Annotated in this window: 14 protein-coding genes; 11 read left to right on the forward strand and 3 right to left on the reverse strand. The window is 68.4% G+C overall.

Annotated elements, in window-relative coordinates; translation table 11 throughout:
- Positions 1 to 627, forward strand: coding sequence for a DUF2461 domain-containing protein (locus tag ACGFH6_RS24190; RefSeq protein ID WP_393387754.1), 627 nt, complete (start codon positions 1 to 3; stop codon positions 625 to 627).
- A gap of 21 nt (positions 628 to 648) precedes the next feature.
- Here ACGFH6_RS24190 and ACGFH6_RS24195 read toward each other — a convergent pair whose 3' ends face one another.
- Positions 649 to 1521 (reverse strand): helix-turn-helix transcriptional regulator, encoded by an 873-nt coding sequence (locus ACGFH6_RS24195; RefSeq protein WP_202873278.1) that lies wholly within the window; start codon positions 1519 to 1521, stop codon positions 649 to 651.
- 447 nt (positions 1522 to 1968) lie between these two features.
- Here ACGFH6_RS24195 and ACGFH6_RS24200 point away from each other — a divergent pair, with 447 nt between their 5' ends.
- On the forward strand, positions 1969 to 2163 hold the full coding sequence (locus ACGFH6_RS24200; protein WP_131517425.1) for a hypothetical protein: 195 nt from the start codon (positions 1969 to 1971) through the stop codon (positions 2161 to 2163).
- Positions 2160 to 2381: a hypothetical protein gene (locus tag ACGFH6_RS24205; protein ID WP_238163377.1), complete on the forward strand. Its 222-nt coding sequence runs from the start codon at positions 2160 to 2162 to the stop codon at positions 2379 to 2381. The genes ACGFH6_RS24200 and ACGFH6_RS24205 overlap by 4 nt, the downstream gene beginning before the upstream one ends.
- Before the next feature lie 224 nt (positions 2382 to 2605).
- Here ACGFH6_RS24205 and ACGFH6_RS24210 read toward each other — a convergent pair whose 3' ends face one another.
- On the reverse strand, positions 2606 to 2839 hold the full coding sequence (locus tag ACGFH6_RS24210; protein WP_360456902.1) for a DUF397 domain-containing protein: 234 nt from the start codon (positions 2837 to 2839) through the stop codon (positions 2606 to 2608).
- 499 nt (positions 2840 to 3338) lie between these two features.
- Between ACGFH6_RS24210 and ACGFH6_RS24215 the strand changes: the two genes are divergently transcribed.
- The 4 genes from ACGFH6_RS24215 (at position 3339) to ACGFH6_RS24230 (ending at position 7317) form a co-directional block, all read left to right on the forward strand.
- Positions 3339 to 4166, forward strand: coding sequence for an SAM-dependent methyltransferase (locus ACGFH6_RS24215; RefSeq protein WP_393387759.1), 828 nt, complete (start codon positions 3339 to 3341; stop codon positions 4164 to 4166).
- Between the two features lie 155 nt (positions 4167 to 4321).
- On the forward strand, positions 4322 to 5113 hold the full coding sequence (locus ACGFH6_RS24220) for a SigB/SigF/SigG family RNA polymerase sigma factor (protein ID WP_393387762.1): 792 nt from the start codon (positions 4322 to 4324) through the stop codon (positions 5111 to 5113).
- 229 nt (positions 5114 to 5342) lie between these two features.
- A complete protein-coding gene (locus ACGFH6_RS24225; protein ID WP_393387764.1) occupies positions 5343 to 6119 on the forward strand; it encodes a hypothetical protein in 777 nt (258 codons plus the stop codon).
- A 64-nt stretch (positions 6120 to 6183) separates the two neighbouring features.
- Positions 6184 to 7317 carry an NAD(P)/FAD-dependent oxidoreductase gene (locus tag ACGFH6_RS24230; RefSeq protein ID WP_393387767.1) on the forward strand — a complete coding sequence of 378 codons (1134 nt, stop codon included), beginning with the start codon at positions 6184 to 6186 and terminating at the stop codon, positions 7315 to 7317.
- On the opposite strand, the gene ACGFH6_RS24235 is transcribed toward ACGFH6_RS24230, so the two are convergent.
- Positions 7262 to 8203: a MarR family transcriptional regulator gene (locus tag ACGFH6_RS24235; RefSeq protein WP_393387770.1), complete on the reverse strand. Its 942-nt coding sequence runs from the start codon at positions 8201 to 8203 to the stop codon at positions 7262 to 7264. The two genes, ACGFH6_RS24230 and ACGFH6_RS24235, sit on opposite strands and share 56 nt — an antisense overlap.
- Positions 8204 to 8389: 186 nt before the next feature.
- Here ACGFH6_RS24235 and ACGFH6_RS24240 point away from each other — a divergent pair, with 186 nt between their 5' ends.
- The 4 genes from ACGFH6_RS24240 to ACGFH6_RS24255 all read left to right on the forward strand — a co-directional run.
- Positions 8390 to 9262, forward strand: coding sequence for an ABC transporter ATP-binding protein (locus tag ACGFH6_RS24240; RefSeq protein WP_393387773.1), 873 nt, complete (start codon positions 8390 to 8392; stop codon positions 9260 to 9262).
- Positions 9259 to 10107: an ABC transporter permease gene (locus ACGFH6_RS24245; protein WP_393387776.1), complete on the forward strand. Its 849-nt coding sequence runs from the start codon at positions 9259 to 9261 to the stop codon at positions 10105 to 10107. The genes ACGFH6_RS24240 and ACGFH6_RS24245 overlap by 4 nt, the downstream gene beginning before the upstream one ends.
- Before the next feature lie 76 nt (positions 10108 to 10183).
- Positions 10184 to 10561 (forward strand): DUF6507 family protein, encoded by a 378-nt coding sequence (locus ACGFH6_RS24250; RefSeq protein WP_393387779.1) that lies wholly within the window; start codon positions 10184 to 10186, stop codon positions 10559 to 10561.
- Between the two features lie 7 nt (positions 10562 to 10568).
- Positions 10569 to 14447, forward strand: a 3879-nt coding sequence (locus ACGFH6_RS24255) for an ADP-ribosyltransferase (RefSeq protein ID WP_393387782.1), incomplete at its 3' end; no start/stop codon positions are given.

The following is a 14447-nucleotide window of genomic DNA, read 5'->3' on the forward strand; positions in this document are numbered from 1 at the left end:
ATGAGTTTCACCGGTTTCCCGGCGGCGGCGCTGGACTTCTACGACGACCTCGAGATGGACAACAGCAAGACCTACTGGACGGCGCACAAGCACGTCTACGAGGAGTCGGTGAAAGCACCGATGACCGCCTTGCTCGCGGAGCTCGAGCCGGAGTTCGGTCCGGCGAAGCTGTTCCGGCCGTACCGCGACGTCCGGTTCGCGCGGGACAAGTCGCCGTACAAGACGCACCAGGGTGCGTTCATCGACGTGGCTCCGTCGACCGGCTGGTACGTCCAGGTGGCGGCTCCGGGTGTGCGGGTCGCGGCCGGCTTCTACGAGGCCAGCTCGGAACGACTGGCCCGGGTCCGGGCCGCGATCGACGACGACCGGCGCGGCAAGCAGCTCGAGAAGCTGCTGGCCAAACTGTCCGCGACCGGTTGGACGGTCGGCGGCGACAAGCTGAAGACGAGCCCACGCGGCTACGACCCGGAGCACCCCCGGATCGACCTGCTCCGGCACAAGTCCCTGACGGTCAGCAAGTCCTACGGGTTCGAGCCGGTCATCCACACCCCGGAGCTGGCCGCGCTGATCCGCGCGGACTGGAAGGCGACCAGACCGCTGCTCACCTGGCTGTCGGACAACTCCTGAGTGCACCGGGTCGCCGGAGCGTCAGGCGTCGTACTCCTTGAGCGCCTTGGCCAGGATGTCGCGGGTCTGGTTCGGCGGCGGAGCCGCGACGCACAGGGCTTCCATGGTGCCCGTGTAGGTGTCGAGATCCTCGGGCTTGTCCAGGTACAGCGCACTGGTCAGGTGCTCGATGTAGACGATGTCCGGCAGGTCCTGCTCCGGGAACCGGAGGATGCTGTACGCGCCACCGGTCGCGGGGTGGCCACCTGAACCGAACTCCACCACCTGCAGCGTGACGTTCGGCATGTGGCTCGCCTCGAGCAGGTACTCCAGCTGCGCCTGCATCGCCTTCTTCCCGCCGATCGGCCGGCGCAGCACGGACTCGTCGATGACGGCCCACAAACGCACCGGGTCGGGCCGGGTGAGGACCTGCTGACGGTTCACCCGCAGCGAGACGCGGCGCTCGATCTCCTCGGCCGGGATCAGGCCGCGGCCGAGCTGCACGACGGCACGCACGTACTCCGGCGTCTGCAGCAGACCTGGCACGAACTGGAGCTCGTAACTACGGATCAGCTGGGCGACGGCTTCGAGATCGAGGTAGGAGTGGAACCAGCTGGGCAGCACATCGCCGAACCGGTGCCACCAGCCCGGGTTGTTCGCATCGCGGGCCAGGGCCAGCAGTCGCTCGCGCTCCTCGCTGTCGTCCAACCCGTAGAGACTGAGCAGGTCGCTGACGTCGCGTTCCTTGAAGCCGACGCGACCCAGCTCCATCCGGCTGACCTTCGACTCCGACGAGCGGATCTCCCACCCCGCGTCGGACCGGCTGATCCCTGCCGCGTCCCGCATCCGCCGCAGGTGCGCTCCGAGGATGATTCGCAGCGCGGTCGGTCCGCTGTGCGCGCCCGACTTTGTCACACCCACCTCCACGCCCCAGCAGCTCTCACCAGCGACAACTCGCCCGCAGGTGCACATCATCGCACGGTCGCAAGGCAATCTGCCGGAGTTCTTACATAAGTCCCGCCGATCCGGTGGGTCCCATCACGCAGAGTAGCGCTCGCCTGATCAGCAACCGCCGTTTTGTCAGGACAAAGTTGGCGCGAAATCCCCGACGAACGCCGTTCGAAACGGGCTCATCGAGGGTGCCGACAGGCGGGCGAAGGGCCGATTTGGGTATCAAATCGGAAAACGTGCGGATGCACGTGCATCGGGCGCTTGCATTCGCAGCGTGCCGACGCCATGATTGATTCATGCACAGAAGGTGAGCTGGATCTCGCGAATCGTGACATCGCGTGATGCAGCAGGCCGGTCCTACAGGCCGCCAACGGCCCCCCGTTGGCATGACTGGTTGGGGAACCCGAGTCGATGAACGACGACGACAGTGAGGCAGCCGAGTACACCGCCGACATCGCCGGTGGCCGCGCGCCCGACGAGCTGACGGAGCGGGAGATCCAGGAACTGGTCGCGCGTTGCCCTGAGCAACAGCGCTGGGCCTTCGAGGGCTGGCTGCGCGGCGTGCGCCATCTCGACGGCGACCCGATCGTGAGCCTGGCCCCATGAACACCGAGCGAGCAGCAGGAGGACGGAAGATGGTGCGGATCTGGCTGGGCGACCACCTGATCGCCGAGTACACCGCGGAGCCGGACCGCGCCTCGCGGTACCAGCGCGTGATGACGCCGAAGTTCACGGGATTGCGAATCACCGTTGACAATGCGGCCGGCGGCGCGGCCTCCGAGCTGCCGCGCAGCGAGCAACTCTGGCCACTCACCGTCCAGTAGGCACACCGCCCCGAACAGCACCGAAGGCCGGCTCCTCACCGAGGGGCCGGCCTTCGTCGTTCTCAGCCGTCGTACGCCGCTCGTGCGGGTCGGGGCTTCTTGGATTTCGTCGACGCCGAGGCCGGCTCAGGTCGCCGCACAGCGTCGTACGCGGACTCTCCGCAGACAGGAAGAGGCCCCTTCGTCACTCGCCTGGCGAAGGGGCCTCTGCTTCCGTGTGACGGTTAGACGAGGTCGTCGAACTCTCCGTCGTGAACGCCGCCGAGGAATGCCTCGATCTCGGCCTTCGTGAACACGAGCGCCGGGCCGTCGGTGTGACGCGAGTTCCGCATCGCCACCCCACCACCCTGGAGCTTCGCCACCTCTACGCAGTTGCCGTTCGGGCCACTCCGCTGACTCTTCCGCCAGATCAGCTCGCTGTTCGCGTCGCCGGGCATGCCGTTGTAGACAGCAGTCATCAGCTGCACCTTCCGTACGTCCTTGGCATATGCACGTGCATTTGGCCTTGCATTTGCATCGTACACCGTCCGGGCTCGTGTGTCCGCACCCTTACGTCCTGTGACCGTGTCGCCGTCAAACACCCGTTGGGACCCTGTTTCGGTCGCGGTCGGTGACCGAATTCGGCGACGCGGCGGTGGCACAGCTGAAGTGAGTGGTGGTGGCGCAGTAGTAGTGCAGTAGTACTGAGTGGCAGTGGCTCAGTAGTAGGCGCAGTACTAGTGGTGCGCCGGCTGATGCGTGCGCCTCGGTGTGGCCCGGCTCCGGGGTGGACGTGGCGCCCGGTGGTCGGGTTTGTCCGGACGTAGGGATGATCCGAAAAGCCTTCTCTTATTGACGAATCAAGAAGTCGGGGCGATTTCCGGATCAAGACGCGCGCAGCGCCGATCCGGCGTTCCGGCAGGTCCGCACCTGTCCTACGATGGCAAGCACAATTCCCCCGACACGAAGGCTGCGCCGATGGCGACTCCCGACGGTCCGGACTCGAATCCGGGCTTCGACACTTCCCAACCGACCATCGCTCGCGTCTACGACGCTCTGCTCGGTGGCAAGGACAACTTCGCTGCCGACCGTGAAGGCGCGGCTCTGTACCTGAAGTACGTTCCGGACGCCGGTCGTTGCGCGATCGAGAACCGCGAGGCCCTGGTCAAGGGCGTTCACTACCTCGTCCGCGAGGCGGGCATCGACCAGTTCCTCGACATCGGCAGCGGCCTACCGACGCAGAAGAACACCCACGAGGCGGCGCAGGAGGTCAATCCGAACGCGCGGGTCGCGTACGTCGACAACGACCCCATCGTGCTGGCGCACGGCCGCGCGTTGCTGGCGACCAACAACAGCACGATCGTGGTCACCGCGGACCTGCGTGATCCGCAGAGCATCCTGAGCAACGAGGAAATCAAGACGCATCTGGACTTCAGCCGTCCGATGGCGCTGATGATCGTCGGCATCCACATGCACTTCCACGATGACGAGAAGCCCGACGAGTGGGTGCGCACCATCATGGACACGCTCGCCCCCGGCAGCTACCTGTTCATCACCGACTTCGTCGACACCGGTGAGCCGCTGCAGAAGGGGATGGAGCGGGCCGGCCTGGAGAGCCTCGGCAACGGGTGGATCCGGACCCCGGAGCGGATCGAGCAGCACTTCCTCGGGATGCCGCTCGTGCCGCCGGGCCTCGACTTCCTGGCCCGGTGGTTCCCGGAGGACCCCGACGGAGACGTGCCGGCCGCGGAGGACCTCGAGCCGTACCAGCGGATCCTGATGGCAGGCCTGGCCAAGAAGGTCTGACCGGTCACTGCGAGACGAAAGGCGCGCATCCCGCGGGATGCGCGCCTTTTCGCATGTATGCATGCGATCGCGGTCGTTGGGGTACCGGGTTCTCGCAGGCATGACCGTGGTTCAGCGAAGTGCCACGCCGTGACGACAGTCGCGAGGTCATACCCATGACGAGCACCACTGCTGTTGACCGGGCCTCCCGCGAGGCGGCCACCCGGAACCTGATGGAACGCCGGGACGCCAGCACCGACGAACTCGAGCGGCAGCGGCTGCTCGAAGAGGTCGTCGAACTCAACCTCGAAATAGCCAAGGGGATCGCGCGCCGGTTTCGCGGCCGCGGAGCCGAGACCGACGACCTGGAGCAGGTGGCGTATCTGGGGTTGGTGAAAGCCGCCCACCACTACCGGCTCGACGCGGACACACCGTTCATCGGGTTCGCGGTCCCGACCATCCGCGGCGAGGTGAAGCGGTACTTCCGCGACTGCGCCTGGACCGTACGGATCCCGCGCCGGCTGCAAGAGATGCAGGGCACGATCGCTGCCAAGCTTCCGTTGCTCGAGCAGAAACTCAACCGGGAGCCGACGCCGGCCGAGATCGCCGAACACCTCGCGGTCGAGGTCGACGAGGTCGAGCAGGCACTGGCCGCGAAGGGCTGTTTCAATGTGCTGTCGCTGGATCGGCCTGCCGAGGCGGACGCGGATCTGACCCTGGCCGACATCGTCGCGGACGAAGAGGACGGCAGCATCGACCAACTGGAAGCGGTCGAGATGCTGCAGCCGGTTCTCTCGGATCTCGGCGAGCGCGAACGGCGGATCCTGCAGTTGCGGTTCGTCGAGGGCTGGACCCAGTCCGAGATCGGCCGCGACATCGGCGTCAGCCAGATGCAGGTGTCCCGGGTCCTGCGCAAGATCCTCGACGACCTGCGCGGCAAACTCACCCCGCTCCCTGCCGCTGCCTAGCTCCTTGCCAGCGGCAACCTCAGATCGGCGTGCCCTGGTGGCAGTACAGCCACCAGGTGCCGCCGGTCCGGCGTGCCGGATGGAGCTCCGCCGACCCTTGCGGTTGGGGCCGCGACAGACTCAACTCGCCACCTGTCAGTCGTCCGTTTCACCGGCCTGGTTTCGACTCGCCTGCCGTTGGTTGTTACCCAGGGTGCGGAGTGACTGCACAATGGGGGAGAGCAAGGGGATGGAGTCGTTGGTCTTGGCGTTCCGGATGATTCGAACGGTGCCCGCGGATGCGGTCGCCATCGTGCGTGCGTACCCGCCGATGGTGATCTGCTTCGCGGCCGCACTCACCGGGACGGCATTGGTCTTCGACGTCTTCTATCTGGTCGCGAGCCCCGGACTGACACTCGCGCTGGTCTATACAGTGCCGGTGCTGGCCGGGTTGATCGCCGGGCTGGTGGCCGCGGCCGACGACGTCGGGCTGGAACGACGTGTCCTGCTGCGGACCGTCAGCCTTGCTGTTGCCCTCGGCATCACCAACTCGATCGTGGTGGCGATGCTCGCGGCGATGCGCCGGACCGATCCGTCGAACTGGGGAGCCGGTGGGCAGTCGGTGCTGTTCGCCGGCTGCACGGTGTTCGCGGTGGCCTTGTCGATCGTTGCCACCCACAAGCTGATCGATGCACTGGGCATCGAGCTGCGGACCAAACGGCGGCGTCGTCGCCCGGTCCGGATCCCGATCGCCGCGGTTGCGGTGGCAGCGCCCCGGGTCAGCAAGGAGTCGGCCGCCCGCGCCAAGCCTGTGCAGGCACCGCCACCTCCTCCACCGCCGGCGCCGGACGACGAGGAGACCATTGCGGTCTTCGTCCCACCACCGCCGCGGGTGGTCGATCTCGACGAGGCCCGCCCGGTCTCCTCCGCACCGATCTCCAGCGGTCACGCCGACCGGCTCACCCCGCGTCCACGGCGGACGGTGTCCCGCCGTACGAACAAACCGGGTAGACGCCCGGGCGCCTGACCGACGCGGCGGGTGGGGAGATCGGGCGGGCTGACACACTGGGAGGGCTTCACGGGAGGTGTCTGTGTGGGATCTGGTGATCGTTGGAGCCGGACCGGCGGGAGCGTCGGCCGCGCTGGGGGCTCTCGCGGCTGATCCCAGTCTGTCGGTGTTGATGCTCGACCGGCATGACTTCCCACGGGACAAGGCGTGCGGGGACGGTATCGCGCCGCACGTACTCGATCTGTTGGCCGAGGTCGGGGTGACCGGGTTCCTCGACGACTGGACCCCGGTCGGACGGTTTGTCCTGACCAAGGGAGACGTCGGGGTCGACCGGATCATGGCCCGGCCGAACTGGGTGGTGCCGCGGACCGTGTTCGACCAGCGTCTGGCGGAGGCGGCGCAGGCGGCCGGTGCGCAGCTTGTGCGCCGGCGTGTGCGTGGGTTGCAGCGCAACGGCGCGTCGACCACCGTCGACGGCGAGTTGCATGGCCGCTTCGTCGTCGGCGCGGACGGCGCCCACTCCGTCGTACGGCGGGAGCTCGGGGTGGCGCCGGGGCCGGTGGCGCTGGCGATCCGCGGGTATGCGCCGACACCGGCCGGGCGGGCAGCCAGTCAGGTGATCGCCTACGGTCCGGGGCGGCAGCCGTCGTACGCCTGGTCTTTCGATCGTGGTGACGGCTGGTCGAACGTCGGGTACGGCGAGCAGCTCACGCCCGCACGACCGCGGCCGACCCGCGCGGACCTGACCGCCCAGCTGGAGAAGCTGTTGCCAGGGGCAACCGATGAGGGAACGTCGTGGTGGGGTCATCACCTGCCGTTGGCAGGCTGGTCGTGGCGCCCGCAGCCGGGTCCGGTGATGCTCGCCGGTGACGCGGCCGGGCTGATCAATCCGATGACGGGCGAGGGCATCTACTACGCGGTCGCGACCGGGCTGCTCGCGGGTCGTGCGGTCGCCGAGGCTCTGAGGTCCGGTACTACCGACGCGGGTACGACGTACCGCCGGGCAGCCGGTCGGCTCCTTGGGCGTCACCTCAGGCACACCGCGCTGACGGCGCAGCTCAGTCGGTCGGGACGCGTGCTCGACGCGGGCATCCGCGCGGCGGCGGCCGATCAGGGGATCTTCGACGATCTCGTTGAGCTGGGACTGGCCGACGGGTTGATCACGCGTCCGCTGCTGCGGGCGTTGGTGCGACCGCGGCACGCTGGCTCGCGGTGAGGCGGCCGGGTGTGGGGATCGCCTGGTAGGTGCCGGGCGTGGGCTGGTCCAGGACGACCGGGTCGGTGTATTCGGCGTACTTGGTCGCGTTGCCCAGCGCCTCGGTGAGACGCTGCGGCGGCCAGTCGAGTGCCGCGGCGAGTTGCTCGGTGGTGAGTGGGCGACCGGCATGCAGCAGGGCGGCGAGTGCGGTCAGCGCGTCGTCGATGAGGTCGAACGTCGGGCCACCGGACATGTCCTCGCCGAGCCGGTGGAAGAAGTCGGCCATGTGCGTCAGGCGTTCGCCGGCCGGGGTATCGGGGCCGAGCAGCGCGGCGCCTTCGGTGGCGGTCTCGGCCCAGTTCAGGTTGGTGCGGGCACTCACCTTCCACGCCTGCAGCCAGACGTCGTCGGCGATGACGTAATGCTGCAGGCGGCGCTCGGGGTCGGGTTCGCGGTGCACCATGCCGACCTGTTCGAGGTAGCCGACCGCGGTGGAGACCGACGCCGGGCTGACGCGTAGTTCGCGGACGAGGTCGGCGGCGGTCAGGCTGTGTGAGTCGGCCGTGTAGAGCCGGGCGAGGACGCGCGATGCCATCCTCGGTAGGCCGCCTTCGACCATCATCGCGGCGAACCGTTCGACGAAGTCTCGCACCTGCTGGTCGCCATCCGGCTCGAGCTCGGCGTGATTGGTTGTCTTGTCCTGGCTGCGGCGGGCTCGGGACGCGGTGGAGTAGTGGGCGTGGTCGGCCCGGTAGCCGCGGGCGCCGCCGTTGCGGGCGACCTCGCGACTGACGGTCGACGTCGGCCGGTCCAGTTGCCGCGCGATCTCGGCGTACCCGAGTCCTGTCGCCAGGCCGGCCGCGATCTCGCGCCGGTCGTCGTGCGTCAGTCTGCCTCCAGGCATCGGTCCTCCGTGGTGCGTTCGGCGTCAGCTCATTGCAACGCGGCTCTGATCGGGATTGCGTTCTGCGGCAGCCTCATTGCACAGATTGCCATATTTTCTTGAGGTTTCAGCCAGTCGGCTCGGGATCGCGTTGTACGCCGGTCTGGGGTCGACGTAGCTTTCAGGAATTCCTGAAGGAGGTGGACGATGGTTCTGACGATCGACGGGCTGCGGATGCGCTACGGCGACACCGAGGTCCTGCACGACGTCTCGTTCCGGGCCGAGCACGGCGAGGTCGTCGCCCTGCTCGGCCCGAACGGTGCGGGCAAGAGCACCACGATCGAGATCCTGGAGGGCTTCCGGCTGCGCTCGGCCGGGACCGTCGAGGTGCTCGGTGTCGACCCGGCCGCCGGCGACGAGCGTTGGCGGTCGCGGCTCGGCATCGTGCTGCAGTCGTGGCGCGACCACGGGAACTGGCGCGTCCGTGAGCTGTTGCATCACCTCGGCGAGTACTACGCGCCGTACGCCACCACCACGATCGGCCGTCCGTGGGACATCGATGAACTGCTTGCCGCAGTCGGCCTCGGTACGCAGGCGGAGCAGAAGATCAAGACCTTGTCCGGCGGTCAGCGGCGCCGGCTCGACGTCGCGATCGGGATCGTCGGACGGCCGGAGGTGCTGTTTCTGGACGAGCCGACCGCGGGCTTCGACCCGGAGGCGCGGTACGAGTTCCATGACCTGGTCCGTCGCCTCGCGGCCGAGCACGAGACCACGATTCTGCTCACCACGCACGACCTCGACGAGGCGAGCAAACTGGCGCACCGGATCCTCGTCCTGACCGGCGGAACGATCGTCGCGGCTGGCACCACCGGCGAGCTGACCGCGCTGATCGCGGGCGAAGACGAGGTGCGTTGGAGCATCGACGGACAACACTTCCGCAAGACCACGCCTGACTCGACCGGCTTCGTCCGCGACCTCTTCACGCAGTACGGCGCCTCCGTCCGCGATCTCGACGTACGACGGGCGTCGCTCGAGGACACGTATCTCGCGCTCGTCCGCGGGCAGGAGGTGGCGTTGTGAGCCCTCGGACGGCCGCGGTCCGGGCCGGGTGGCGGCGTGGACGGATCGAGTTGCGGCAGTCGTTCACCAACGGGCCCGAGTTGTTCAGTCACTTCCTCTGGCCGGTTCTGATGCTGGTGACGCTGTTCTTCCTGCGGCAGCGGGACTTCGGCTCGACCGGATTGCTGCTCGGCACATTCGCGCTGCCGAGCATCCTCGGGATGAACGCGGCGATGGGGATGGTCAGCATGAGCCAGCAGCTCACCGCGGATCGTGAGGACGGCACGCTGCTGCGCGCCAAGGCGACCCCGAACGGGATGCTCGGCTACCTCGTCGGCAAGGTCGTCTCGGTCGCGGGTGGGCTGCTCGCCGACCTGGCGATCCTGCTCCTCCCTGGGTTGCTGATTGTCGACGGGCTCGCGCTCGGATCCTTCCGCGATTGGTTCACGCTGCTCTGGGTGCTGGTGCTCGGGATGGTCGCGACGCTGCCGATCGGCGCGGTCCTCGGGTCCGTGTTCACCACTGCGCGATCGCAGGGCTTACTCCAGTTGCCGGTGCTCGGTCTGATCGCGATCTCCGGCATCTTCTATCCGATCACTGCCTTGCCCGGCTGGCTGGAGTGGATCGGGCAGGTCTTCCCGATCTACTGGATGGGACTCGGCATGCGGTCCGCGTTGCTCCCGGACAGCACAGTCGTGGTCGAGATCGGCGACTCCTGGCGTCACCTGGAGACGGTCGGCGTACTCGGGATGTGGGCGGTCGCCGGGTTGCTGGTCGCGCCCGTCGTACTGCGTCGGATGGCTCGGCGGGAGTCCGGTTCCAAGGTCGCCGAGCGGCGGGAACGGGCGCTGCGCCGGGTGGCTTGAAAGCGATTTGAAAGGTCGGTGGCCCCGGCCCGCTCCTAGCGTCGATCCAACAGCGGGCTGACACGAGGGGTCATGCATGGACTGGGACATCAACGTCGACGCGGTCGCGAGCGTGCTGCAGACCACCGGCGAAAAGGCATCCGGGTACGAGGCGGTGGCGAAGGGCTACGCCGACTACGCCGAACGGTCGGTCCGGCAGGCTCAGGCGACACTGGTCGGTCAGGCGGTTGCCGACGTACTGGCGTTCTACCAGGACGCCTGGCAGGACATCATCGATCAGACCAACGCCTCCCTCACCGGGGCCAAGGACGCCACCATCGCCTACGTGAACGGCCAGGAAGAGATGGCCCTCAACGCGCAGCGGAACGCGACCGACGCACCGGGCAAGCGCCGCGCCGCCGAGTCCCGGGCGAACGCGGAGAAGGCCTCCCGCCAGCGCCACAACGTGGAGTGAGGCGGCCATGTTCAATCCCGACGGAGTACCGGACTTCTTCCCCGGCACGAGTCCCGACGTCCTGGCCTTCACCGGCGCCGAACTGAAGAAGGTCGGCGGCCAGATCAGGTCGACTGGCTACGACGTGAACAGCTCGTTCGAAGGGCTGTCCACCTGCTATCAGGCCCCCGAGGCGGAGACGCTGATCACGTCGCTGCGGCCGGCGTACATCCTCGCCTACGACTTCGGCAGCGATGTCGAGGCGATGGGCGGGATCATCGAGCAGTTCGGCTACGACATACAGGAGCCGTACGACCGGTTGCAGGACCTGCTCGAACGGGCGCGCGGGTTCATCGTGAAGTGCCAGCAGGCGGAGGCGAACGGCGACGACTGGCAGGGCTGGGAGAACTGGGTCCAGGAGGAGAACTCCTACCACGAGGGCACAGCCAAGCTGCTGCAGCAGATGATGGACATCCAGGTCGTCGCCGCGAACGAGATCGAGGCACTGATCGGCGGCCTCGGCTGGTGGCCGGAAACACTGGATCGCAAAGTTCCCGGCCAGGGCCGCGTGTTCGGGGTCGACTCGGATCCGGCGCCGCCGCCGTGGGGTACGCCGGAGGTGTACGACGCACCGTGGATCGCGGACGTCGGCAATCTCGCGCTCGGTGTCGTCGACGGCCTGACCACGATCCTCGGTCTTCAGTGGGCCCTCCAGGTATCCGGCTGGGACTGGGGGAAGGACAACTTCGAGAAGCTGTTCGGGCACCCGCCGGCCGACATGTACCAGATGTTCGACGCTTGGGAGGGCATCGCCACCGACATCGTGATGCTGGTCAACCTGGTCCCCGGTGTCGGGGAGTTGCTGCCCGAGGGCATGAGCGAGGAACTCGACCAGCGCTGGGACGACACGATCGACACCATCGGCGACGACTGGTCGAACGGCAACCAGGCCGCGGCCATCATGGGTGCCGTCGGACTGGTCCCGCTCGGCCCGACCAAGCTGGCCGGCGTCGCCTCGAAACTCGGCCGCATGGGCAAACTGGCCGACAAGGTCCCGCCCGTCCGGGTCGCCGCCCACGCCGCCGACAAGTTCCTCGACCTGAACAACAAGCTCCGCAGCACGGCGATCGAGGGTGGCCTGAAGGTTCCGGGCGTCGGCGCCGTCCTGAAGGGCTACTCCCACATCCCTCTCCTCGGCGAATCAGTCCGCCTGGAACGCGGCGTACCCCTCACCCGCGGTCCGAAGGTCGACGTCCCGTCCGGCGTCGACCTCCCGCGCGAGTCCGTCCCCGTCGGTGCGGGGCACGGTCCGGCAGATCGGGCCCACGTCCCCGGCGACCCCGTACACACCCCCGGCGACCCGATCGACGTCCCCACCAACACCATCGACGCGCCCGCTCAAACGGTCACCACCCCCGGCTCCACGCCCGGCATGACGCCCGGCAGTACGACGCCAGGCAGTACGACGCAGCCAGGCAGCACGACGCCCGGCACCACCACGGGTCCGGGCAACACGGTGGACCCCGCCTACACCGGTCCCGGCGACCCGATCGACCCCGGAACCACCATCCCGCCGATCATCCCCAACACCCCGATCATCCCCAACACCCCGATCATCCCCAACACCCCGATCATCCCCAACAACCTCGCCACCCCAGGAACCCCCGGCACGCCTGGCACGATCGGTACTTCGGGGACCCCCGGAACGCCCGGCACGCCTAGCACTGCCGGCACGTCGGGCACTGTCGGCACGTCGGGCACTGTCGGCACGTCGGGAACACCCGGTACGCCTGGCACTCCGGGCACTGTCGGCACGTCGGGAACGCCCGGCACCGTTGGCACATCGGGTACCCCGGGTACTCCCGGCAGCACCGGAACACCCGGCAGCACTGGCACTCCTGGCAGCTCGGGTCTTCCGGGAACACCGGGAAACACTGGCCAGCCAGGTCACACAACGCGTCCGGGTGACGCCAGTACCGGTGAACCCGGTCGCCCCGAGCCAACGAACCGCCGTACCAAGCGGGACGACGACGACTCCACTCAGCACCAGCCAACCCGCCCGGAGAAGCCGGACAACACCGAACTCCCCGACCCCAACGAGCACCGAGAAGGCCCGGAGCCCCACCCGACGCGCACGGGCCCGGAGCCCCACCCCACCCGGACGGGCCCGGACTCCAACGAACCCACTCCGACCCACCCCAACGAACCAACTCCGACTCCGACCCACCGCGACGCCGACCCCGTCGTCGCCCCAGTCCAGCCGCTCATCCCACCCCACACCCCTGGCACCCCAGGCGACCCGGGCCGCCGCCCCGACCCCACCGCCACCCGCCCAGGCGATCGCCCGACCCCGAGTGACCGCCCGACGCCAACTCCGGGCGACCGCCCGACACCAACCCCCGGCACCCCAGGCGACCCGGGCCGCCGCACCGACCCCACCTCCACCCGTCCAACTCTGGGCGACCGCCCGACCCCAACGCCCGGCGACCGGCCGACGCCAACCCCAGCCGACCGCCTGACTCCGGGTGAGCGCCCGACCCCGGGCGACCGCCCCGTTGCGGGTGAGCGCCCGACTCCGGGGGAACGTACGTCTCGCGGTGATCGCCAAGGACCGGGTGAGCGTTCTGCTCGCGCGGGTGGTGAGCGGTCTATTGCGGATGAGCTTGATCCCGAGCGCTTGAGTGGTGATCGGGTCGGTGGAGATCGCGTTGAAGGTCATCGCGTTGAAGGTGACGGCCTCGATCACCCGAGCACCCGTCGCCCCGGCAGTCAGCGGCCCGGCACTCACCACCCCGACGACACCACCGGCCCCGACCGTACCGGCGAACCGGACCGGGACGCCGGGCCGAACCCGCATGGCCGGCCGGACCGGCACGGAGAGCCGGATGCGCACGACGGGTCGGACCGTCCCGAGAAAGTTGCTGAGGGCAAGCATGGGGATGGTGACGACGGGGACGATCTGATTTCGCGGCGGTTGCGGGGGGAGGATGGGCCGGATGGGCCGGTGCATGTGCCGGATGACGACGCCGGGCCGGTGCGGCATCCAGATGATCGGCGGCCGGTGGATCCTGAGTGGGATCGGCTGGATTCGGGTGGGCGGATGGCGCAGGCGACTGCCGAGATCTCACGTGGTGCGCGGACGTTCGCGTCCGAGGCGGAGGCCACGGAGTGGGGGCGGCGGCACTGGGGTGAGTACGCTCGCGATCTCGACCCGCGGAAGGCGGACGTGGTCGAGCGATTCACCCGTGGTGGCGACAACGTACACGGGTCGTACAAGCAGGTCGGCGACCACCTGCGCGGTACCGAGCACCGTCTCGAGCTCGATCCGCTGATCGACGAGTTCGACGACGTACTGAACGGGCGTCGGGTCCCGGAGGACGTGGTGGTTCGCCGCGTCACCGACATCGACCACTTCGACGGGCCGATCGACCAACTGGTGAACAAGACGTTCCGCGACCCGTCGTTCCTCTCGACGTCGCTGGGTGAGGCGATCCCGTCCAGCCGGCCCGGGATCATCCACCTGAAGGTCCCGAAGGGCACGCCGGCCTTGTACACCGGCCACCACTCGGCCCACGGCGAGGGCGAGCGCGAGCTCGTCCTGGGCCGCGGCCTGACCATCAAGTTCACCCGCGTCTTCCCGCACAACGGCAAGATCCACCTCTTCGCCGAGATCGTCCCCGACGTCCGTCACGCCGACACCCCAGACGTCCGTCGTACGCCGCACGACCTCGGTGAGGTCGTCCCAGACGGTCCTCACTTCGATGGTCCGGGGGTGCGTCGTACGCCGGAGGACTTGGGTGGGGTCGTTTCGGACGGTCCTCACTTCGATGGTCCGGGGGTGCGTCGTACGCCGGAGGACTTGGGTGGGGTCGTTTCGGACGGTCCTCACTTCGATGGTCCGGGGGTG

The sequence above is a fragment of the Kribbella sp. NPDC049227 genome (genome assembly GCF_043197265.1).
In the GTDB taxonomy this organism is placed as follows: Bacteria; Actinomycetota; Actinomycetes; order Propionibacteriales; family Kribbellaceae; genus Kribbella.